We start from the raw sequence: 20,024 nt of genomic DNA on the forward strand, positions 1-20,024 counted from the left end.
GAGACGGCTTTGCCGTCTCTCGTCAGTACCAGACGCCTCCGGCGTCTGGTCAGCAGTCAGGTCCGTCGGACCTGACAGCATCACGAAAGGCGCTGTGCGCCTTTCGAACGTTCGAAAATCGCGTTGCGATTTTCGAGCCAATCAGAACGCTTCGCGTTCTGATGACGACTTCGCTTCGCTCCGTTCGGTCGTCGGCCCGCTCGTTCGCTCCGCTCACTCGCGGAGGGGAACGCCAATGACGGACCGCCACAGTCGACCAGTCAATACTTTTATCAATAGCTGAACGAGTGTTCAGTCGTGGCCCTCCAGACTGCTCTCCGACGGACGCCGTCGACGCTGGCGTCCAACCCAGTCCTGTTCGTGCCCGTGTTCGTGTTGGCGCTGCTGCAGGTACCCCAGTTGCTCCTCCAGTCGAGCGCGCCGATCCTCGCGAGTCTCGTCTCGCTGGCGCTGTCGGCGCTGTACGTCGTCCTCGTCCCGTTCGTTCAGGCGGGACTCATCGGCATGGCCGACGAGGCGCTCGACGGCCGCACGTCCCTCGCGACGTTCGTCGCCGCCGGGAAGGAGCACTTCGTGTCCGTGTTCGTGGTGTACCTGATCCTCTTCGGCGTGAACGTCGCGCTCGGCGCGATCGCGTTCGTCGCGGGCATCGTCGGCGTCGTGAGCTTCTACCCCGGCGGCGCGGCCGGCGGTGGCGGGCCGAACGTCGCGCTGCTCGCGGTCGTCGCGGTTGTCGTGCTCGCGGCCGTGCTCGCGTACCTCGTGGTCGCGTTCCTCATCCAGTTCTACGCGCAGGCGATCGTTATCGACGGCCACGACGCGATCGAGTCGATCAAACACAGCGTGCGCCTCGTCCGCCGCAACGTCGTGAGCGTGCTCGGGTACACTGTCCTCGTGGGAGTGCTCGCGGGCGCGTTCGGACTGGTCGTCGGCCTCGGGTCCGCGCTCGCGGCGCCGTCGATGCAGGGCGCGGTCGAGCCGTTCGCCGTCTCGTTGCCGTCGCTGGGGGCGGTCGGCGCGTCGGCGCTGATCGTGGTGCTCGGGACGCTGTTCGGCGGCTTCTTCGGCGTCCTCTCGGTGTCGTACTATCGCACGCTGGACGGGTGACCGCGGCGGGCCGTCGTTACTCCGTGATGCCGCTGAGCCCCGACAGCGGGGTCGCGCCGGCCACGATGGCGCCGGTCGCGAGGATCGCGGCCGACAGCACGATGAAGTCGCCGCTGGGCGAGTAGCCCGCGAGCCCGGCGCCGACCTGCACGATGAACACCGTGATGAAGAAGCTCAGGATGGCGAACACGAGCAGGACGAGCGACGCGATCACACTACTGACTAACGCACCGAAGGAGTCTAAGAATCCCATGTCGTCTGCGACGAGACGCGGACGACGGTTACCATTTGGGTATTATCTGTGTCGGTGAACGAGTCGGGATGCCCGTGAACTTGCACGATCGCGGTACGGATGTCCGTGTGAGATCCGAGTCCTCACGGAACCACACGCATCCGCGCCCTTTTTAGCACTCTACACATCATTCCCACCAACATGAGCGCTCCCTGGGCGGAGTGGGACCACGTCCTGAAGATCGACCCGGACAAGGACCTGTACGGCGACGAGACGTTCGCGGACGCCTGCGAGACCGGCACGGACGCCATCGAGATCGGCGGCACGCTGGACGTGACCTCCGAGAAGGCCACCCGCGTCATCGAGGCGTGCAAGGCCCACAACGTGCCGCTGTATCAGGAGCCGTCGAACCCGGCGGTCGTCGTCGACGACGAGGCGCTCGAGGGCTACCTCATCCCGACGGTGTTCAACGCCGACGACCCGTTCTGGATCACCGGCGCCCACAAGGAGTGGGTGCGCATCGCCGACGACCTCGACTGGGACCGCACCCACACCGAGGCGTACATCGTGCTCAACCCCGACGCCTCCGCCGCGGAGCTCACCGGCGCCGACTGCGACCTCACGCCCGACGAGGTCGGCGCGTACGCCCGCGTCGCCGAGAAGATGTTCGGACAGGACATCGTCTACGTCGAGTACTCCGGCATGCTCGGCGACCGCGAGACGGTGCGGGCCGCCCACGACGCGCTCGAGGACGCCACCCTCTTCTACGGCGGCGGCATCCACGACTACGACGACGCCCACGCGATGGGGAAGGTCGCCGACACCGTCGTCGTCGGCGACCTGCTCCACGACGAGGGCGCCGACGCCGTCCGCGAGACCGTCGAGGGCGTCAAGGACGCCCACGCCGAACTCGCCGACGCCTGACGCCGAACTGACACGCGCGCCGTCCGGTCCCGCCGCTCGCCGTCCGACCTCTCTCCGTCCGCCGTCCGACCTCTCTCCGTCCGCCGTCCGACCTCTCTCCGTCCGCCGTCCGACCTCTCTCCGTCCGTCGTCCCGTGAGCGTGCGCGCTCCCGCCCCGGTCGCCACCTCACTCGTCCCCGATGAGCGGGAATCGGAGGATGACGACGCTGCCGCCGCTATCGCGGTCCTCGACGGCCGTGACGCCGCCGACGGCGTCGACGATCCAGTGGACCACCCACAGCCCCATCCCCGAACTCGACTCCAGGGCGTCCTCGCCGCCCTCCTCCAGCACGGTCCGCTCGCGGTCCGGGAACCCCGGCCCGTCGTCGGCGACGACGACCTCGACGACCGAGTCGGCCGCCGCGCCGCCCGGAACCCTCGGGCGCGCCCCGTCGCCGACGGCGTCGGCGGGACGTACGCGGACCGTCACGTCGACGGTCGGCGCCTCGTGGCCGGCGTGTTCGACGGCGTTCTCGACGACGTTGTGGAGTGCCGACTCCAGCAGGTCGTGGCCCGGGACGAGCGCCTCCGCGTCGTCGACCTCCGTGTGGACCGACACCGACGCCGCCGGGAAGTCGCGGGCGATGGTGCCGACGACGCGTTCGGCGACCAGCGTGAGGTCGGTGGTTCCCTCGACGGCGTCGTCGCCCAGCACCGCGTTCTCCGCGAGGCGCGCGTGGTCGCTCAGCCGTTCGATCCGGTCGGTGCGTGCCTCGATGCCGTCGAGGTACTCGGCGATGCCGTCGTCGCCCTCGCGGCGCGCGTGGTCGAGGTAGCCCGCGATCACCGTGAGGTCGTTGCGCACGTCGTGACGCAACACCCGGTTGAGGACGGTGAGGACCTCGACGAGCTGCTCGTAGCGGGCGGTCGCCTCCTCGGCCTCGGCGGTCCGCATCCGGACGCGCACGTCGCCGATGCCGACGGCGGCCCCGAACACGACGCCGCCGCAGGCCCAGCCGCCGGCGGCCGCCGGCGAGAACGTCTCGAGCGCCCCGACGGCGGCGCTGTACGCCTGCATCACCACCGCGCCCACGACCAGCGGGATCACCCCGACGACGAGCCAGCCGGCGAGGCGGGCGTGGTGCTCGCGCGGGAGGTCGGTCCGTGCGACCCACGCGAGGACGACCCCGTACGCCCACACCGCACACAGCGGTCCGACGAGGCCCAACACGACCGACCCCGGGCTCCGCCCGGCGGAGGTGAACACCAGGCCGGCGGTCCCGACGACGAGCGCGCCGGTGAACGCCCCGCTGGCGGCCAACGCCCGCGAGAACCACGGCGGCCCGCCGGTGTCGTCGTCCTCGATCGATCGGCCGTCTGCCGCCCCGGCGGTCGCGTCGCTGTCGCCGCGGCTGCGCTCCCCCCCGAGGCGGCCGGCGTCTGTCACTGCGCGTCGATTCGAGGCCGGAGCCATAAGCGTACCTTCCTCGATATCGTCTCGTGGAATCGAACTCCCGGCGATCGACTCCTCCGTGATAAGCCTTCGCGAGGGGTGACAGCGGGGATCGACCGAGTTTAAAGCCTCGCGCCGGAACCGATCCGTATGCACGGCCGAACCTACACGGCTGACGCGACCCCCGGCGAGGCGGTCACCGTCGCCGGCTGGGTCCACGAGACCCGAGACCTCGGCGGTATCGCGTTCCTGATCCTCCGCGACAAGTCGGGGCGGATCCAGGTCAAACTCGAGAAGGACGAGATGGACGAGGCGATGGTCGAGACCGGCCTCGACGCCCACCGCGAGTCCGTCCTCAAGGTCGAGGGCGACGTGAAGGAGGAGCCCCGCGCGCCGACCGGCGTCGAGGTCGTCCCGACCGACATCGAGGTCGTCGCGCCGGCCGACCCCGAGCTCCCGCTCGACCCCTCTGGGAAGGTCGACGCCGAGCTCCCGACCCGGCTGGACAACCGCACCCTCGACCTTCGCAAGGACGAGGTGCAGGCGGTCTTCGAGATCCGCGCGGAGCTGCTGCGCGCGGTCCGCGACGCCTTCCGGAGCCACGACGCCACCGAGATCAACACGCCGAAGATCGTCGCCACCGGCACGGAGGGCGGCACGGAGCTGTTCCCCATCTCCTACTTCGGCGAGGAGGCGTTCATGAACCAGAGCCCGCAGCTGTTCAAGCAGCTGATGGCCGGCTCCAACCTCGAGCGCGTCTTCGAGATCGGTCCGATCTTCCGCGCCGAGGAGCACAACACGCCGCGGCACCTCAACGAGGCCCACTCGATCGACTTCGAGGGCGCCTTCTGCGACCACACGGAGGCGATGGACGTCGCCGAGGCGGTCACGAAGGCGGGCTACGAGGCCGTGCAGGAGAACTGCGCCGAGGAGCTGGAGACGCTCGGCATCGCCGACGAGTTCGAGGTCCCCTCGGGCGACTTCCCGCGGCTGAGCTATCAGGAGGCGCTCGATCGCGTCAACGCCACCGGCGAGCTCGACGAGCACCTCGGCTGGGGCGACGACCTCTCGACGGAGGCCGAGCACGTGCTCGGACAGGAGGTCGGCGAGCACTACTTCATCACCGACTGGCCCTCGGAGGTGAAGCCGTTCTACATCAAGGACCACGACGACGACCCCGAGAAGTCGACCGGCTTCGACATGATGCACCCGCGCATGGAGCTGGTGTCGGGCGGCCAGCGTGAACACCGCCACGACGAACTCATCGCCGGCTTCGAACAGCAGGGGCTCGACCCCGAGGAGTTCGAGTACTACACGAAGATGTTCCGCTACGGCATGCCGCCCCACGCCGGCTGGGGGATGGGCGCCGAGCGCCTCCTCATGACGATGCTCGATCTGGACAACATCCGCGAGGCCGTGCTCTTCCCGCGCGACCGCCAGCGCCTCTCGCCCTGACCGGTCCCCGTCGCCGCCACCCCGCGTCCGGGTCGCCGCGTCGACTCACCCGACGCGCTCGTTCTCGCCGTCGTCGCCGCGTCGCCAGCGGGCGACCTCGGCGCCGCAGTCCGCACAGACGGTGACCAACTGCGACTCGTCGTCGGGGGCGCGCTCGATGCTCACCGGCCGCTCCCGGCCGCACTCCGGACAGTCGTCGCGCTTCAACTGCTCGCCGTACGCCAGCGGAGCGCCCAGCGCGAGCGCGGTCACGCGCTCGCCGCCCTCCTCGGTGCGGTTCCACCCCCGCTGGAACTGTCCCGGGGGGATCCGGATCGCCTCCATCGGCCCGACCTCGATCTCCCGGCGTTCCGCGTGGTCGCCCGCGTCGACGAACTCGCCGTCCTCCGGCTCGGGACCGACGACCCACGTCGCCGTCCCCGAGAGCACGACGAACACCTCCTCCTGGACCTCGTGGTTGTGGTACGCGAACGCGAACGAGTCGCCGGGCGCGAGCTCGTAGTAGTTGATCGCCACGTCCGCACAGCCGAGCGGGTCGGTGAGGTGGCGCATCACCGCCGCCGGCTGCAGCGAGTTGTCGAGGTCGTCGACGACGACGTGATCCATACGGTGACGAGCCGCACGGACGGACAAAAGCGCGCGGGTCCCGGCCGCCGCCCGCCGCCGGCGACGCGGCCACCGAGGGGTTCGATCGGAACCGAAACCCATACTCGCGGTCCGACGCTCGGGCGCGTATGGACGAGGCGACCGCGTTCGCGCCGGGACACGTCACCGCCTTCTTCGCGCCGTACCCCGACCGCGACCCGGTCCGATCCGGCTCACGAGGTGCCGGCATCGCGCTCTCCGACGGCGTCGAGGTGACCGTCACCCCGGCCGCCGCAGGGGAGCCGGATCGACCGGACGACGCCGGCCTCGCGTCGCTCGAACTCGACGGCGCCGCCGCCGAGATGGAGCCGGTGAGCCGCGTGCTCGCGGAACTGAACGTCGCCGCCGAGGTCGAGGTCGACAGCGACGTGCCCGTCGGCGCCGGGTTCGGGGTCTCCGGGGCGGCCGCGCTGGGGACCGCGCTGGCGGCGAACGCCGCCTTCGACCTGGACCGCTCGGAGAACGACCTCGTTCGGGTCGCCCACGCGGCCGAGGCCGCCGCGGGCACCGGCCTCGGCGACGTGGTCGGGCAGTTCCGCGGCGGCCTCCCGGTCCGGCTGGAGCCGGGCGCGCCGGGCTACGGCCGCATGGACGGCGTGCCGGCCCGCCCCCGGATCGAGTACGTCTCCTTCGGCGAGCTGTCGACCGAGCGGGTGCTCGGCGGCGACCTCGATCCCGTCCGCGAGGCGGGCGAGGCGGCCCTGACGCGACTGATGCGCGCGCCCGACGAGCTGGAACTGTTCGCGGCCGGTCGGGAGTTCGCCGGCGAGGCGGGCCTGCTGGTGCCCGAGGTCGCCGAGGCGGTCGAGGCGGTGGAAGCGGAGGGCGGGCTCGCGTCGATGGCGATGCTCGGGCGCACGGTGTACGCGCTCGGCACGGGGCTCTCGGACGCCGGCTACGACACCGAGGCGTGTCCGGTCCACCCGACCGGCGCGACGCTGCGGACCGAGGGGTAGCCCCGTCGTCGGGGGACCCTGCGTCGCGCCGAGTAAACGCGTTTTTCGTCCCCCGACGACGAGTCGGCGGTATGACCGACGACGCCGGCGTCGACGCCGACGCCGAGACGGACGCGAACGACGAGCACGCCGCCGACCCCGAGGTCCCCGCGGACCCCGAGCACGAGTCGGAGATCCCCGAGGACCACCCCCGCTACGAGTCGCTGCTCACTCGCCACCGGATCGAGCACGGCGTCGACCTCGGGATCACCTCGAAACAGGGGCTCATCGCCGAGGGCCGCGGCGAGGCGTTCGACTACCTGCTGGGCGAGGAGACGCTCCCCTCGGCTGACGCGGCCGCCCGCGCGGCCGCCGCACACCTTCTGCTTGCCGATCATCCGGTTCTCTCGGTCAACGGCAACGTCGCGGCGCTCGTCCCCGGCGAGATCGTTGACCTCGCGGAGGCGACGGGCGCGGACATCGAGGTGAACCTGTTCAACCGCACCGACGAGCGCATGCGGGCGATCGCTGACCACCTCCGCGAGCACGGCGCGAGCGACGTGAAGGGCCTGACCGCCGACGGCCGAATTCCCGGGCTGAGCCACGAGCGCGCGAAGGTCGACGCCGACGGCATCGGGGACGCGGACGTGGTCGTCGTCCCGCTGGAGGACGGCGACCGCGCCGAGGCATTGGGCGCGATGGGGAAGACCGAGATCGTGATCGACCTCAACCCCATGAGTCGGTCGGCGCAGGTCGCCGCGGTTCCGATCGTCGACAACATCCTCCGCGCGGTGCCGAACGTCACCCGCCACGCGGAGGAACTGGCCGACGCGAGCGACGCGGAACTCCGCGAGATCGTCGAATCGTTCGACCGGGAGGCCGCGCTCGAGGAGGCTGAACGGGCGATCCGCGAGGGCGACCTCGACTGACCGCCTCGGCGACGACCGATCGGCGCCGCTCCGGCCCGAGAGGAACCGGCACGAACCGGCACGAACCGGAACCGCTTTGGATCGATCGCCGAACCGACACGATCCCATGTCCGACATCCGCGGCGTCGCCCTCGGCGCGGTCCGTCACCCGGACTCCGGCGCGTACCTCGTCCAGCGACTCTCCGGCACCGACGACACGCACTTCCACCGCTTCATCGGCGGCGGCATCGAGTCGGGCGAGTCGAGCGACGCGGCGCTCGAACGTGAGTTCCGCGAGGAGTTGGGCGTCGACATCGACGCGGGGTCGACCGTCTGCACCGTGGAGAACCTGTTCGAGTTCGCCGGCGACTCCCACCACGAGTTCGCCGTCGTCCGCGAGGCGACGTTCGTCGACGACTCGCTGTACGACCGCGACAGCTACCGCGGCGTCGACGGCGATGGCGGCGATGGCGACGAGGAGAGCCGGATCGAATACGAGGCGTACTGGCGGACGCTTGCGGAACTGCGGGCGGCCGACGCACCGTTCTTCCCCGCGGGCGTCGCGGACGCGGTCGCGTCCGACGGGCACACCCACGTCGTCAGTCCGCCCGAGGCCGACGCCGCGGCCGGCGGCGACGGGAGCGACGACACCTGATCAGTCGAACCCGGACACCAGCGTCACGAGCCACTGCATCGGGTCGCCACGCTCGCGCACCTCCACCGACTCCACCCACTTCACCCACTGGAACCCCCGGCGCCCCGGCGCCACGAGTCGTGTGGGGCCCCCGTGGCCGTGCGAGAGCGGGTCGCCGCGGACGTGCGTCGCGAGCAGGGCGTCGCGCGCCTCCTCGACAGGGAGCGACCAACGGTAGCCCGTGACCGAGGTGAACCGCACGTATCGGGCGTCGTCCTCGACGCCCGCCGAATCGAGCAGGTCGCCGACGCGGACCCCGCCCCACTGCTGGACCGTGTACCATCCGGAGGTGCAGTCGAGCGTCGCCTCGACCTCGCGCGCGGGACCGCCTCCGGCGACCTCGCCGTACGGGAGGGTCAGCTCCTCACCGACCAGCCCGCGAACCGAGAGCGTCCAGTCGTCCCGGTCGACCGGGTCGGGGTCGTCGGCGACCCAGGAGGTGACGGGGAAGCCGCCGCCCTCCGTCTCCGTCTCGTACAGGTCGCCCGTGGGCTTCGATCCCGTGAAGCGCCGGCTCGCGCCGCCGAGGACGCGGTCGGCCGTCTCGGTCGCGCGCCACGCCACGGTGCCGGCGACGAGCAACGCGCCGGTTCGGAGGGCGGCCCGGCGGTCGAGATCGACGTCGCGCGGGGAGTGGTAGCGCCCGCGGAGGTGCCACAGCACCAGCGGGACGAGCAGGAGTCCGAGGCCGACGTGGAGGTTGAGGGTGGTCCACGCGAGGACCGGAACGTTGCCGCCGAGCACCCAGAAGACGCCCGTTCCCAGCGCCGCGAGTGTGACGATCGCTTGGAGCAGCGACACCGGCGTAACGCGGTCCCACGCCGCCGGCGACGTGACGCGCCGGCGGACGCGGTAGAGCTTGAACGCGACGAGCGCCGCGAGCGTCAACCCGACCGTCGAGTGGAGCCAGAACACCCACGCGCCGCTCGGCGTTCCGCGCGTGAACGAGTAGAGCCCGGAGGCGACCTCGACGGCGACGGCGACCGCGATGGCCCAGTCGACGACGCGGGCCGGCGGCTCGACGCGGCGAAGGAGACGCCCGAGGGCGACCCGGACTCGGCCGGCGGCGCCGCGTGGGGATCGCTTCGACACGGCCGGGCGTACGCACTCGACGGAGATAGATTCGTGGGCGCGTCGCCCGCGACGGCAACGCACAAGTCGCGCGTCCCCGTCGCACCGTCGATGCCAGTCGCACTCGTCACCGGCTCCTCCCGCGGCATCGGCGCCGCGGTCGCCGAACGGTTCGCCGCCGACGGCCACGACGTCGTCGTCAACTACCACACCTCCGCCGACGCCGCGGCCGAGACCGCCGCGGCCGTCCGCGATCACGGTCGGAAGGCGGAAGTCGTCCAAGCGGACGTGTCCGACCCCGACCACGCCGAACGCCTCGTCGACACCACGGTGGCGGAACTCGGCGGCCTCGACCACGTCGTCAACAACGCCGGCATCGACCAACACGTCTACACCGAGGACCTCGACCCGGGTGACTTCGACCGCGTGATGGACGTGAACGTCAACTCGGTGTTCAACGTCACCAAGGCCGCGCTCCCGCACCTCCGCGACAGCGACGCCGACCCGACGCCCTCGGTGACGAACGTCTCCTCCATCCTCGCGTACACCGGCGCGCCGATCGAGGTCCACTACGCCGGCTCGAAGGGGGCGCTGCTGTCGGTGACCAAGAGCCACGCGCGCGACTTCGCGCCGGACGTCCGGGTGAACGCGGTCGCCCCCGGGCACGTCGAGACGGACATGACGAGCGATCGGACCGAGGCCGAGAAGGCCGCAGAGCTGGACGCCATTCCCATGGGCTACTACGGCCAGCCCGCCGACATCGCAGAGGCGGTGGCGTACCTCCGGGACGCGCGGTTCGTCACCGGCGAGACGCTGAACGTGAACGGCGGGGAGTTGATGCGATAACCGTCGGGAGGAACGACTCGCCCCGGCTACAGCGCCGCCTCGATCCGGTCGAGCCCCTCCTCCAGCCGCTCCATCGAGTTGGCGAAGGAGAGCCGGAGCTGTCCCTCGCCGGCCGCGCCGAAGCCGTCGCCGGGCGCGAGCACGACGCCGGCCTCCTCACACAGCCGCTTCGCCAGCGGCAGGCTCGCCTCGTCGGTATCCGGGTTCAGGAACGCGTAGAACGCGCCCTCCGGTTCGGGTGCCGTCACGCCGTCCATGTCGGCGAGGCGGTCGGCCACGTAGTCCCGGCGCTCGCGGAACGCGTCGTACATCGCCTCGACGGGTTCCTGCGGTCCGGTGAGCGCGGCGATGGCGGCGTGCTGGGCGACGCTTCCGGTGCAGGCGGTCGTCGACTCCCGAACCTTCGTCGCCTCGTCGACGACCGTCGGGTCGCCGGCGAGCCAGCCGACGCGCCAGCCCGTCATCGCGTACGTCTTCGAGCAGGAGCCGACCGTGAGCACGTGGTCGGGGTGGCCCGTCAGCGCAGCGACCCCGGTCGGGTCGCGGTCGTAGGTGAGCTTCGCGTACACCTCGTCGGCGATCACGTACGCGTCGTGCTCGGCGGCGGCGTCGACGACCGCCCGGACCTCGTCGGGGTCGGCGACGCGGCCGGTCGGGTTCGAGGGGGTGCACAGGACCACGAGCGAGGTGTCCTCGTTCATCTCCGCGATCAGCGTGTCGGCGTCCAGATCGTAGTCGGGCGCGGGCATCGGCACCTCAACGGGCGTCGCGTCCGCGAGTCGCGCCTGCGTCCAGTAGTTCGGCCACGACGGCGACGGCAGGAGGACCTCCGAGCCGGGTTCGACGGTCGCGAGGAACGCGAGGTGGAGCGCCTCCATCCCGCCTGTGGTCGTGAGGATCTCGTCGGCAGTGTGCTTCACGTCGTACTCGCACGCGAGGGTGTCGGAGATGGCCCCCCGCAACTCGGGGAGGCCGGCGTTGCTCGTGTAGTGGGTGTGCCCCCCGCGGGCGGCGTCGACGGCGGCGTCGACGACGTGTTCGGGCGTGTCGAAGTCTGGTTCGCCCACCTCGAGTCGGACGAGGTCGCGACCCTCTCGTTCCAGTTCCTGTGCGAGGTCGAACATCACCCGGATCCGCGATCGGTCGCACGCCCGGACACGGGCGGTCGGTTCGTGCATGGACGACCGTTCTCGCGTGGGGAGTTGAAGGTACGCGTGCCCGCAGTCCGCACGTACGCGTTCGTCGCGTGACCGTGCGGCGCTACGGCTCGCGCCGGTCGCGTGGGTCGAAGAATGAACCGCGATCGAAGTGTGTCGGCTCTGTTACAGCTCGACGGCCTGCTTGTTGCCGAGCGACTCGGGCACGGTGAAGCGGATCTCTGTGGTCGCACCGGCCATCGTGTTGACCTTGATCGTGACCTCCTCGCCCTCGTTGAGGTTGCTGGCGAACGTGCTCACGTCGAACACGAGGTTGAGCCGGTCGTCAGCGTCATTGAGGACGTTGGAGCTCCCGTCGGAATCCTTGACCGGCTGGTAGCCGAACTCCTCGCCCTGAAGTCCGGACCCCAGCGATTCGTACGTTCCGGTGTTGTTCGCGACCAGCTGGTAGGTCCCGCTGGGACCGATCCAGGTGACCGTCGCGTTGTGAACGTCGATCTCGCCGGCGCCGGGTGCCTGCGTCACCGTCACGTTCACGATGTCGATCTGATTGCTGTTGACGTTGCCGACGGTGGCGACCTCCTGAAGACGGTCGCTAACCTGCTTACTCGACTGCTGTCCGGTTTCCTGTGACTTGCTCTGGAGGAAGCCGGCGGTGTTGATGAGGACGCCGGCGGCGATCGCCGCCACCAGCACCATCGCGATGAACACGATGAGCGTCCCGATTCCGACCTGCCCGCGCTCTTCCTCGCCCGTGATGAATTCGAACATTGCGTGTGGTTCTCCGCTCCCTTCTCGGAGCTATCGAATCCTCCCGCGGACTGGTACTTGAGTTCAACCCCCGAGAAATCAATCGAAATAATTGGGGCTACTCGATCGTCGCGTCCGTCGTCAGTTCCGCCGGAGGCTCGCCGGCGAGGTCGTCGCGGTCGTGCGGTTCCGTGAAGTCGATGTCGGGGCCCGTGGGTACCAATCGCTTGGGGTTCAGACTCTCGTGTGAGCCGTAGTAGTGGCGGGTGATGTGGTCCATGTTCACCGTTCCGGCCACGCCGGGCGTCTGGTAGAGGTCCTTCGTGTACTCCCAGAGGTGCTCGTACTCGTGAATGCCGCGGCGGTTGCACCGGAAGTGGGTGTGGTACACGTGGTCGAACCGAACGAGCGTGGCGAACATCGCCACGTCCGCCTCGGTGAGTCGGTCGCCGGCGAGGTAGCGGCGGTCGGCCAGCAGGTCGTCGTACTCGTCGAGCGCCGCGAACAGGTCGTCGACCGCCTCGTCGTACGCCGCCTGCGTGCTCGCGAAGCCGGCGCGGTAGACGCCGTTGTTGATGCGCGGGTAGATGTCGGCGATCCGCTCGTCCACCGCCTCGCGATAGCCCTCCGGCCACAGGTCGACGCCGTTGCCGAGGCCGTCGAGGGCGGTGTCGAGCATCCGCATTATCTCCTCGCTCTCGTTGTTGACGATGGTCTCCGCCTTCTTGTCCCACAGTACCGGCACCGTCACGCGCCCGGTGTACTCGTCGTCCGCACGCTGGTAGATCTCGCGCAGGTAGTCGGCGCCGTAGAGGGGATCGGGCTGCTCGTCGGAGAACTCCCAGCCGTCGTCGTAGCGCTCGGGCTGGGTCAGCGACAGCGAGACGACGTCCTCCAGTCCCTTCAGCGCGCGCGTCAGCGCGACGCGGTGGGCCCACGGACACGCCCGGCAGATGTACACGTGATAGCGGTCGGGCTCGGCGGGGAACTCGGGGTTGTCGACCGGTTCCGCCCCGGGTTCCGGCACCGAGCCGTCGATCCAGTCGCGGAAGCTCGTCTCGCTTCGCTCGAACTCGCCGGAGTCGCCGGTGTCACGTCGGACGCCGGTGCGCCACTCGCCGTCGACGAGCATGTTGGTCGCGTCGCTCATTGGTCGTGATCAACGATGGGTGGCCACACGCTAAAGCGGTGTGGCGCCGGAACGGTCGCCCAGACCGCGCTCCGCCGCTCGACCGTGGCGATTCATTCGTCATCTGAGGACATAAATTATGGTCATGGAGCCGTACCGGTTCGGTATGGGACGAACGTGCCAGAACTGCGGGTCGGAGGTGACGGAGCGATACGCCAGAGTGTTCGCGCCCGACGCGTCGGCGGGGCCGCGGGTGTGTCCGAACTGTGAGGACCTCGTTCGCGACGGGGCGAGCGTCCGCGAGGCCCGCGCGAACCGCGGCTAGCGGGGCCGGTTCCGGGACGAGACGCCCTCCCACCTCCCCTCACTCGACGGTCCCCGCGCTCACCCGCGCGAACCCCCCCAGAAGCGTCCGGTACTCGGTGTCCGCGCACGCCTCTCGGAGCGCCCGGTGGGCCGCGGCGACGCGCTCGTCCTGCACGGTCGCCGGCGATCGCTCCAGCGACCGCGCGGTTCCGGGCGGCGACCCGGCGCGCACGAACAGGCGGAACGCGGGGTTCAGCGCCCGCCAGCCGGGGCGAGTCGTCCGAGCGAGGTCGAGCAGGGCGATCCGCCCGCCCGGACCGACGAGGTCCGCCCACTCGCGGACCGCCGCCGCCGGGTCCGGGAGCATCCCCACGACGAACGCGCCGCAGCAGGCGTCGACGCCGTCGTCACGCAGCGGCGGGCGCGCGGCGTCGCCGCGGACGTACTCCCCGCCGTTGCCGTCCTCCTCGTCGCGATTCCGGTATCGCTCTCGGTCCCGCTCACGGGCGACCCGGAGCACGCCGGGAGCGAAGTCGACGCCGACGTACCTCCCGTCGCTCCCGACCAGCTCCTCGATGTACGGGCGGTTCGCGCCCGTTCCGCAGCCGAACTCGACGACGGTCGCGCCCGGCTCGGGGTCGAGCGCGTCCGCGAGCGCCCGGCGCAGCGTCGCGACGAACGGCCCGCGTCTGGCGAGGGCGTCGTACGCGCGGGCGAAGCGGGTGTAGAACTCCGGGGCGGACAGTTGCATGGTCGCGTCCTCCGGAAGACTGACTCGGGGAGACACGGCTACAGGAGGTTCCGAACCGTCCGCGCGACGGTCGGCGCGTCCGGGCCGAGCACGTACAACACCGGCTCGACGCCGACGCCGCCGGTCTGGTAGACGGCGAACACGTCGCCGGGGGCGTCGGCGGCGTCGCCGTCGAGTCGGTTCGCGACCGCCGCGCGGACGGGATCGTCCGGGGCGCCGGCGTCCGTCTCGCCGTGGTCGGTCGGCTCGAACTCGACGGCCTCGACGCCGGCGTCCGCCAGCGCCCCCACGAGGTCGGGGTCGTATCGGACGTTCACCGCGGCGCGGGCGTCGACGCCCGCCGCCCGCGCCGACAGCAGCACGCCCGCGACGTGCTCGCTGACGCCGAACTCGGGGTCGCTCGGCACCCGTGCGGTCCCCTTCACGTCGAAGATCCGCCCCGGAACGGCGGCGATGTCATCGATGTCGACGGCGTCCGGGACGCACTCCGCGAGGTTCGAGCCGACGTTCGGGATGAGCCCCGCGAACCCCGAGGCCGCGGTGAGCGTTCGCACGCCGCGGCGAAGCGAGGAGAGCGTCCGCTCGCGGTCGCGCAGGCCGCTGTCGGGGTCGTGGACGGCGAAGTCGTAGTCCGCGCCCGTCAGCTCCGGCATGGCCGCCTCGTGCAGCTCCGCGAGGAGGTCGCCGCCCTCGAGCCGCCTGATCAGTACCTCCAGTTCGACGAGCGCGCCGACGCGGCTGAGGTCCCCCGACGCCAGCCCGGCGGCGACGCGCTCGACGGTCTCGCGGACGCGGTCGTCGGCGGCGACGCGGTCGTTCGTGGCCACGTCGCCGTGGGCGTACTTCGACACCGCCGACTGGCTGATGCCCAGCGCGTCGGCGACCTCCCGCTGGGTCAGGTCGCGCTCGCGCAGCGCCTCCGCCAGCATCGCCCGGACCGTCGGGAGGAACTCGTCGACGACGACCTCCTCGATGAACCTCATCGGTCGGACTCCCCGGCGCTGTCGAGCGTCCCGTCCCCGCGGCCCGTCGCGAACTCGGGGTCGTCGCCGATGCGGGACGCCTGCGGCCCTGACTGGTCCTGGTACTTCGACCCACGCTCGGCGCCGTAGGGGCGGTCCGCGGGCGATCTCAGCTCCGTGAAGGTGAGCTGTGAGATTCGCATTCCCGGCGAGAGCGCGACCGGCGCGTTCCCAAGGTTCGACAGTTCGAGGGTGATCTGCCCCCGGTAGCCCGGATCGCAGAGCCCGGCCGTCGCGTGGACGACGATCGCGAGCCGACCCAGCGAGGAGCGCCCCTCGACGTGGGCGACGATGTCGTCGGGGATGCCGACCGTCTCCTTCGTCGTTCCGAGCACGAAGTCGCCGGGGTGGAGGATGAAGTCGTCGCCCTCGGGGACGTGCGTCTCCTCGACGTACTCGTCGACCTCGCGGGCGTCGTTCGGGTGGATGCAGGGGATGTTCGTCCGGCGGAACTCCAGGAACTCCGAGCCGAGTCGGAGGTCGACGCTCGCGGGCTGGACCTGCGTGTCCACGTCGTCGAGCGGGTCGACGACGAGGTCGCCGTCCCGGAGCCGCGCGAGGATGTCGGTGTCCGAGAGTATCATGTGCGGGAGGGCGGCGGCCGGCGGCTTAAGTTCCCGCATGGCGCGCCGCGGCGGGGGTCAAACCAGCTCGAGCGCCAGCCCGATCGCGGTGAGCACGCCGACGATCGTCGCGGCGGTTCCGACCGAGTGATCGCGGGCGTCAGCCAGTCCGTACGTCCGGATCACGCCGGCCCAGACCGCGACCGCGACGGCCGCGAGCAGACCGATCGCCTCGACGCCGCCGATCGCCGCCCGGAGGGCGTCGACCGCGCCCTCTGGCGATCCCGGCACCGCGGCCGTCCGGAGGCGGTAGACGATCAGCGCGCCGACGCCGAGGAGCCGCGCCAGGCTCGGCACCATCCCCCAGCCGGCGACCGCGAGCGTGTCGGCGAACGCGCCCTCGCCGTCGGCCATGGCGCTCGCGGCGTGGAGGACGCCGCCCTGGACGAGCCAGAACAGCGGGACGAGCGCCACCGCCGTCGGCGGGAGCCACGAGAGCTCCTCGGCGACGAGCGTACCCAGGCTCCGCTCGACCTCCTTCGGTTCGCCGCAGCCGGTGGGCGTGTCGTCGAAGGCCGAGTCCTCGCAGAAGGTCTCGCCGGGGTACGCCGGGTTGTCGACGGTGATCGGGACGTCGAGCGCGGCGGCGAACTCGCCGAGGAAGACGGCCAGTCCGCCGGCGGTGACGATCGTGACGAGCCCGACCGCTGCGGCCGCGTGGGCGAACGGCGGGGAACCGCCGTGGCGCTCGAAGTAGCTGTTCGGGCGGAGGAGGGGCGTGCGGGGGCCTGCCATCGGCGGCTGCTCTCCCGGCTCCGTGAAACGTCTTGTCCTCTCCGGCGGTCGGCCGGCCTCAGGCCGTCACGACGGGTCCATCGGTGCCGTGGTAGGCGTCGTGGAACCGATCGAGCCGGCGGTAGAACTCCGGAAGCAGGCGGTTGCGGAGGTGTAGCCGCTCGCCGTCGCTCTCCGCGCGCGTCCACGCGACCGCGTCGTCGATAGCCGCCTCGACGTCGTCGGGGGGTCGCTCGCCGGCCACGGTCGCGAACGACTCGCGGAAGGCGGCCGCGACCGTCGCCAGCAGGAGGTCGTCGACGACCGCCGTCTCCTCGGGCGGGGTGCCGAGGCTCCGGACCGCGCCGGCGAGGAGGACGCGCCCGTCGCGGATCCCGTGGTCGGCGAACGATCCCGGCATCGGTCGGTCGTCGCCGCCGTCGTCGTTTCTGATGCTCACACGCGCGAGGAGGGCCGCCGGACGGTTGAACCCCCGCGGCCTGTGTGGACCGGACGCATTCGTGGCGATCCCTTTTGTCTCGTCAACGGGGCCGGCACCTGTCGTGCGGGCCCGCTGTGATCATCGGTTCCAGCGTCGGCTCCGCCGTCCGACCACGCTCCCGAAGCGCTTTCCGCGCCCCCCGCCCAGCGCGACGTATGAGCATGAAGCAGGCCATCGTCGTCCGCACGGATCTCGGGATGGGGACGGGGAAGCTGGCCGCGCAGGTCGCGCACGCGTCGCTGTCGGCGTACGAGGACACCGGCACGAAGACTCGCACGGCGTGGAAGGGCGAGGGGCAGAAGAAGGTCGTCCTCAAGGCCGCCGGCGAGTCGCAGATCTTCGAACTGGCCGACCGCGCCGAGCGCGAGGGGCTGCCGAACGCGGTCATCCGCGACGCCGGACACACCCAACTCGACCCCGGAACCGTCACGACGCTCGCGGTCGGTCCGGGCGAGGAGTCGATCGTCGACAAGGTGACCGGCGACCTCTCGCTGTACTGATGCGGGACGCGCATCCCCGCGAGCGCGCCACCGGCGTCGACCACTACGTCAGCGACGCCGACGGCATCGGCGGCCGCCTGCGCGTCGCCCCCGAGGACTTCCGAGTCCGCGAGCGCGAGCGGATGGACCCCGAACCGCTCGACGAGCACGCGGGGTCGTATCCGTACCTCCTCCTGCGCGCGACCCTCCGCCGGTGGGACACCAACGACTTCGCGAGCGCGCTCTCTGACGCGATGGGCGCCAGCCGGGAGCGCGTCTCGTGGGCCGGCACGAAGGACAAACACGCCGTCACCACCCAACTGTTCACGGTCCGCGACGCCGAACCCGAGGAGATCCCGGACCTCGACGGCGCCGACATCGAGGTGCTCGGCCGCGTCGGGCGCGACCTCTCCTTCGGCGACCTCGCGGGCAACGAGTTCGCGATCCGCGTGCGGGAGACGGAGGGCGACCCCGCGCCGATCACCCGGGACCTACGGGCGTTCGCCGCCGGCGGCGACGCGGCGGATGTCGACCCCACCGACGACGGCGCACCCGTCGAGATCGCCGTCCCCAACTACTTCGGCCACCAGCGCTTCGGGAGCCGCCGGCCCGTCACCCACGAGGTCGGCCTCGCGGCGATCCGCGGCGACTGGCGCGGCGCGGTGCTCGCCTACTGCGGCAACCCGTACGACACCGAACCCGAGGACTCCCAGCGCGCCCGCGAGGTCGTCGAGGACGAGGCCGGGAGCGACAGCCCCGACTGGAGCGCCGCCCTCGACGCGATGCCCGGTCGTCTGCGCTACGAGCGCTCGATGCTCCACCGGCTCGACGAGGGCGCCGACTGGCGCGAGGCGCTGGAGGCGGTGCCGTCGAACCTCCAGCGGCTGTTCGTCAACGCCGCGCAGTCGTACGTCTTCAACCGGGTCCTCAGCGAACGCCTGCGCCGCGGGCTGCCGTTCACCAGACCCGTCGCCGGCGACGTGGTCGCGTTCGTCGAGCGCGACGTGCCGTTCCCGAAGCCCGACATGGACCGGCTCCAGCGGGCGACCGAGGGCCGCGTCGACACGCTCGCGCGCCACTGCGAGCGCGGGCGGGCGTTCGTCACCGCGCCGCTCGTGGGAACCGAGACGGAGCTCGGGGACGGCGAGCCGGGCGAGATCGAACGCGAGGTCCTCCGGGAGCTCGACGTCGACCCCGATGACTTCGAGCTGCCCGGCGAGTTCGCCTCCGGCGGTACCCGCCGGGCCGTGGTACTTCCGACCGACCTGACGGTCTCCGAGGAGGAGGGGGACCCGGTGTTCGAGTTCGCGCTGCCGTCCGGGTCGTACGCGACGGCGGTGCTCCGGGAGTATCTGAAGTGCGACCCCGAACGGCTGTAGCGGTCGGGTCTCGGTCGCCCGGGTGCGTCGCCGGCGGCGACGCGTTCGTTTCCACCCGGCCGGAGTCGCGATCGGTGTTCAACTATCGGCGGCGGAAACGGATCGGTAGGCGGAACGACCGTGAGCGACTCCAAGACGGAACAGACCGAGACGACGGAGCAGACGTCGACGCGAAGCGTCCTCGATTCGCTGATCGAGAGCGGCGTCCACGAGATGAACCGCGAGCGGTTCGGGCTGTTGCTCTCGGGACTCTCGGCGGGGCTCGACATCGGGTTCGGCCCGCTGTTGATGGGGGTGATACTCACGCTCTCCCCGGGCGGATTCGGCGACCTCACGACGGAACTGCTGGTGGCGAGCGTCTACTCCGTCGGCTTCATGCTCGTCATTCTGGGCCGGTCGGAGCTGTTCACCGAACACACCACGCTGGCGGTGATACCCGTCCTCGACGGGCAGGCGTCATTCCGGCAGTTGCTTCGGCTGTGGGGACTGGTGTACGTCGGGAACATCGTCGGGGGAGTCCTGTTCACGCTGCTCGCGGTCCAGCTGATGCCGGGACTGGGCGTCGTCTCCCCCGAGGCGTTCGAGGCGATCGCGCGCAAACTCGTCTCCCACGACCTCCGGTGGCTCCTCGTCGCCGGGGTCTTCGCGGGGTGGTTGATGGGGCTGCTGGCGTGGCTGGTCGCCGCGGCACAGGAGACGGTGAGCCGGCTGCTCATCATCCTGATCGTCACCGGGACGATCGGGATCCTCCACCTCCCCCACTCGATCGCGGGCAACGTGGAGGTACTGTTCGGGCTGTTCGTTTCGCCGGCGATCTCGCCGGCCGACTACCTCGTGTTCCTCGTCCTGGCGACGGTCGGGAACGTTCTCGGTGGGGGAGTCTTCGTCGCGCTGCTGAAGTACGGGCACGTCGTTCGCGGGGCCGACTGACGGGACGAACCCAGCGGGTTCGTCACGGCCGG

General features: G+C 71.0%; 23 protein-coding genes. 11 read left to right on the forward strand and 12 right to left on the reverse strand.

The window, feature by feature from the left end; all coding sequences use genetic code 11:
- Positions 1-297 precede the first annotated feature (297 nt).
- A complete protein-coding gene (locus tag GRX01_RS11225) occupies positions 298-1,107 on the forward strand; it encodes a DUF7847 domain-containing protein (RefSeq protein WP_321168047.1) in 810 nt (269 codons plus the stop codon).
- Positions 1,108-1,123: 16 nt separating this feature from the next.
- Here the strand turns inward: GRX01_RS11225 and GRX01_RS11230 are convergent, their stop codons facing one another.
- The gene (locus GRX01_RS11230) at positions 1,124-1,360 is read right to left on the reverse strand and encodes a hypothetical protein (RefSeq protein ID WP_159667131.1); all 237 of its coding nucleotides are present in this window, start codon (positions 1,358-1,360) and stop codon (positions 1,124-1,126) included.
- Between the two features lie 180 nt (positions 1,361-1,540).
- On the opposite strand from GRX01_RS11230, the gene GRX01_RS11235 reads away from it, so the two are divergent.
- Positions 1,541-2,263 (forward strand): phosphoglycerol geranylgeranyltransferase, encoded by a 723-nt coding sequence (locus GRX01_RS11235; RefSeq protein ID WP_159667134.1) that lies wholly within the window; start codon positions 1,541-1,543, stop codon positions 2,261-2,263.
- 167 nt (positions 2,264-2,430) lie between these two features.
- Here GRX01_RS11235 and GRX01_RS11240 read toward each other — a convergent pair whose 3' ends face one another.
- Positions 2,431-3,690, reverse strand: a complete 1,260-nt coding sequence (locus tag GRX01_RS11240) for an ATP-binding protein (protein WP_159667137.1) — start codon at positions 3,688-3,690, stop codon at positions 2,431-2,433.
- Between the two features lie 156 nt (positions 3,691-3,846).
- Between GRX01_RS11240 and aspS the strand changes: the two genes are divergently transcribed.
- Positions 3,847-5,151, forward strand: coding sequence for an aspartate--tRNA(Asn) ligase (gene aspS, locus GRX01_RS11245; protein WP_159667140.1), 1,305 nt, complete (start codon positions 3,847-3,849; stop codon positions 5,149-5,151).
- Between the two features lie 45 nt (positions 5,152-5,196).
- Here aspS and GRX01_RS11250 read toward each other — a convergent pair whose 3' ends face one another.
- A complete protein-coding gene (locus GRX01_RS11250) occupies positions 5,197-5,757 on the reverse strand; it encodes a cupin domain-containing protein (RefSeq protein WP_159667143.1) in 561 nt (186 codons plus the stop codon).
- A gap of 128 nt (positions 5,758-5,885) precedes the next feature.
- Between GRX01_RS11250 and GRX01_RS11255 the strand changes: the two genes are divergently transcribed.
- The 3 genes from GRX01_RS11255 (at position 5,886) to GRX01_RS11265 (ending at position 8,294) form a co-directional block, all read left to right on the forward strand.
- On the forward strand, positions 5,886-6,752 hold the full coding sequence (locus GRX01_RS11255) for a pantoate kinase (RefSeq protein WP_159667145.1): 867 nt from the start codon (positions 5,886-5,888) through the stop codon (positions 6,750-6,752).
- Between the two features lie 71 nt (positions 6,753-6,823).
- A complete protein-coding gene (locus GRX01_RS11260) occupies positions 6,824-7,660 on the forward strand; it encodes a 4-phosphopantoate--beta-alanine ligase (protein ID WP_159667147.1) in 837 nt (278 codons plus the stop codon).
- 106 nt (positions 7,661-7,766) lie between these two features.
- Complete coding sequence (locus tag GRX01_RS11265) at positions 7,767-8,294, forward strand: NUDIX domain-containing protein (protein WP_159667150.1); 528 nt, start codon at positions 7,767-7,769, stop codon at positions 8,292-8,294.
- Here GRX01_RS11265 and GRX01_RS11270 read toward each other — a convergent pair whose 3' ends face one another.
- Positions 8,295-9,425, reverse strand: a complete 1,131-nt coding sequence (locus GRX01_RS11270; protein WP_321168048.1) for a molybdopterin-dependent oxidoreductase — start codon at positions 9,423-9,425, stop codon at positions 8,295-8,297. It lies immediately after the preceding gene.
- A 90-nt stretch (positions 9,426-9,515) separates the two neighbouring features.
- Here GRX01_RS11270 and GRX01_RS11275 point away from each other — a divergent pair, with 90 nt between their 5' ends.
- The gene (locus tag GRX01_RS11275) at positions 9,516-10,250 is read left to right on the forward strand and encodes a 3-oxoacyl-ACP reductase family protein (RefSeq protein ID WP_159667153.1); all 735 of its coding nucleotides are present in this window, start codon (positions 9,516-9,518) and stop codon (positions 10,248-10,250) included.
- A gap of 26 nt (positions 10,251-10,276) precedes the next feature.
- Here GRX01_RS11275 and GRX01_RS11280 read toward each other — a convergent pair whose 3' ends face one another.
- From GRX01_RS11280 to GRX01_RS11290, 3 genes are all read right to left on the reverse strand, one after another.
- A complete protein-coding gene (locus GRX01_RS11280; protein ID WP_159667156.1) occupies positions 10,277-11,428 on the reverse strand; it encodes a pyridoxal phosphate-dependent aminotransferase in 1,152 nt (383 codons plus the stop codon).
- A 144-nt stretch (positions 11,429-11,572) separates the two neighbouring features.
- Positions 11,573-12,178 (reverse strand): archaellin/type IV pilin N-terminal domain-containing protein, encoded by a 606-nt coding sequence (locus GRX01_RS11285; protein ID WP_159667159.1) that lies wholly within the window; start codon positions 12,176-12,178, stop codon positions 11,573-11,575.
- Between the two features lie 97 nt (positions 12,179-12,275).
- Positions 12,276-13,307 (reverse strand): glutathione S-transferase family protein, encoded by a 1,032-nt coding sequence (locus GRX01_RS11290; RefSeq protein WP_303645991.1) that lies wholly within the window; start codon positions 13,305-13,307, stop codon positions 12,276-12,278.
- A 145-nt stretch (positions 13,308-13,452) separates the two neighbouring features.
- On the opposite strand from GRX01_RS11290, the gene GRX01_RS18860 reads away from it, so the two are divergent.
- On the forward strand, positions 13,453-13,611 hold the full coding sequence (locus GRX01_RS18860; RefSeq protein ID WP_201289579.1) for a DUF7563 family protein: 159 nt from the start codon (positions 13,453-13,455) through the stop codon (positions 13,609-13,611).
- Between the two features lie 39 nt (positions 13,612-13,650).
- On the opposite strand, the gene GRX01_RS11295 is transcribed toward GRX01_RS18860, so the two are convergent.
- The 5 genes from GRX01_RS11295 to GRX01_RS11315 are packed head-to-tail and all read right to left on the reverse strand — an operon-like array spanning position 13,651 to position 17,162.
- Positions 13,651-14,343, reverse strand: a complete 693-nt coding sequence (locus GRX01_RS11295) for a class I SAM-dependent methyltransferase (RefSeq protein WP_159667162.1) — start codon at positions 14,341-14,343, stop codon at positions 13,651-13,653.
- A 38-nt stretch (positions 14,344-14,381) separates the two neighbouring features.
- Positions 14,382-15,326: a thiamine-phosphate synthase family protein gene (locus tag GRX01_RS11300; protein WP_159667165.1), complete on the reverse strand. Its 945-nt coding sequence runs from the start codon at positions 15,324-15,326 to the stop codon at positions 14,382-14,384.
- Positions 15,323-15,949, reverse strand: coding sequence for a dCTP deaminase (gene dcd / locus GRX01_RS11305; RefSeq protein WP_159667168.1), 627 nt, complete (start codon positions 15,947-15,949; stop codon positions 15,323-15,325). Before dcd ends, GRX01_RS11300 begins: the two co-directional genes overlap by 4 nt.
- A 57-nt stretch (positions 15,950-16,006) precedes the next feature.
- The gene (locus tag GRX01_RS11310) at positions 16,007-16,723 is read right to left on the reverse strand and encodes a YIP1 family protein (protein ID WP_159667171.1); all 717 of its coding nucleotides are present in this window, start codon (positions 16,721-16,723) and stop codon (positions 16,007-16,009) included.
- 58 nt (positions 16,724-16,781) lie between these two features.
- Positions 16,782-17,162 (reverse strand): hypothetical protein, encoded by a 381-nt coding sequence (locus tag GRX01_RS11315; RefSeq protein WP_159667174.1) that lies wholly within the window; start codon positions 17,160-17,162, stop codon positions 16,782-16,784.
- A gap of 203 nt (positions 17,163-17,365) precedes the next feature.
- On the opposite strand from GRX01_RS11315, the gene pth2 reads away from it, so the two are divergent.
- The 3 genes from pth2 (at position 17,366) to GRX01_RS11330 (ending at position 19,992) form a co-directional block, all read left to right on the forward strand.
- Positions 17,366-17,704 (forward strand): peptidyl-tRNA hydrolase Pth2, encoded by a 339-nt coding sequence (pth2, locus tag GRX01_RS11320; RefSeq protein WP_159667332.1) that lies wholly within the window; start codon positions 17,366-17,368, stop codon positions 17,702-17,704.
- The gene (gene truD / locus GRX01_RS11325) at positions 17,704-19,062 is read left to right on the forward strand and encodes a tRNA pseudouridine(13) synthase TruD (RefSeq protein WP_159667177.1); all 1,359 of its coding nucleotides are present in this window, start codon (positions 17,704-17,706) and stop codon (positions 19,060-19,062) included. The genes pth2 and truD overlap by 1 nt, the downstream gene beginning before the upstream one ends.
- 120 nt (positions 19,063-19,182) lie before the next feature.
- Positions 19,183-19,992, forward strand: coding sequence for a formate/nitrite transporter family protein (locus GRX01_RS11330; protein WP_321168049.1), 810 nt, complete (start codon positions 19,183-19,185; stop codon positions 19,990-19,992).
- Positions 19,993-20,024: the final 32 nt, after the last annotated feature.

This window comes from Halobaculum saliterrae (genome assembly GCF_009831625.1).
Taxonomy (GTDB): domain Archaea; phylum Halobacteriota; class Halobacteria; order Halobacteriales; family Haloferacaceae; genus Halobaculum; species Halobaculum saliterrae.

Excerpts from the sequence above, each read along its gene's own strand:
- GRX01_RS11230 (WP_159667131.1), bottom strand. The coding sequence starts at position 1,360 with ATGGGATTCTTAGACTCCTTCGGTGCGTTAGTCAGTAGTGTGATCGCG.
- GRX01_RS11235 (WP_159667134.1), top strand. The coding sequence starts at position 1,541 with ATGAGCGCTCCCTGGGCGGAGTGGGACCACGTCCTGAAGATCGACCCG.
- aspS (WP_159667140.1), top strand. The coding sequence starts at position 3,847 with ATGCACGGCCGAACCTACACGGCTGACGCGACCCCCGGCGAGGCGGTC.
- GRX01_RS11250 (WP_159667143.1), bottom strand. The coding sequence starts at position 5,757 with ATGGATCACGTCGTCGTCGACGACCTCGACAACTCGCTGCAGCCGGCG.
- GRX01_RS11255 (WP_159667145.1), top strand. The coding sequence starts at position 5,886 with ATGGACGAGGCGACCGCGTTCGCGCCGGGACACGTCACCGCCTTCTTC.
- GRX01_RS11260 (WP_159667147.1), top strand. The coding sequence starts at position 6,824 with ATGACCGACGACGCCGGCGTCGACGCCGACGCCGAGACGGACGCGAAC.
- GRX01_RS11265 (WP_159667150.1), top strand. The coding sequence starts at position 7,767 with ATGTCCGACATCCGCGGCGTCGCCCTCGGCGCGGTCCGTCACCCGGAC.
- GRX01_RS11275 (WP_159667153.1), top strand. The coding sequence starts at position 9,516 with ATGCCAGTCGCACTCGTCACCGGCTCCTCCCGCGGCATCGGCGCCGCG.
- GRX01_RS11280 (WP_159667156.1), bottom strand. The coding sequence starts at position 11,428 with ATGCACGAACCGACCGCCCGTGTCCGGGCGTGCGACCGATCGCGGATC.
- GRX01_RS11285 (WP_159667159.1), bottom strand. The coding sequence starts at position 12,178 with ATGTTCGAATTCATCACGGGCGAGGAAGAGCGCGGGCAGGTCGGAATC.
- GRX01_RS11290 (WP_303645991.1), bottom strand. The coding sequence starts at position 13,307 with ATGAGCGACGCGACCAACATGCTCGTCGACGGCGAGTGGCGCACCGGC.
- GRX01_RS18860 (WP_201289579.1), top strand. The coding sequence starts at position 13,453 with ATGGGACGAACGTGCCAGAACTGCGGGTCGGAGGTGACGGAGCGATAC.
- GRX01_RS11295 (WP_159667162.1), bottom strand. The coding sequence starts at position 14,343 with ATGCAACTGTCCGCCCCGGAGTTCTACACCCGCTTCGCCCGCGCGTAC.
- GRX01_RS11300 (WP_159667165.1), bottom strand. The coding sequence starts at position 15,326 with ATGAGGTTCATCGAGGAGGTCGTCGTCGACGAGTTCCTCCCGACGGTC.
- dcd (WP_159667168.1), bottom strand. The coding sequence starts at position 15,949 with ATGATACTCTCGGACACCGACATCCTCGCGCGGCTCCGGGACGGCGAC.
- GRX01_RS11310 (WP_159667171.1), bottom strand. The coding sequence starts at position 16,723 with ATGGCAGGCCCCCGCACGCCCCTCCTCCGCCCGAACAGCTACTTCGAG.
- pth2 (WP_159667332.1), top strand. The coding sequence starts at position 17,366 with ATGAAGCAGGCCATCGTCGTCCGCACGGATCTCGGGATGGGGACGGGG.
- truD (WP_159667177.1), top strand. The coding sequence starts at position 17,704 with ATGCGGGACGCGCATCCCCGCGAGCGCGCCACCGGCGTCGACCACTAC.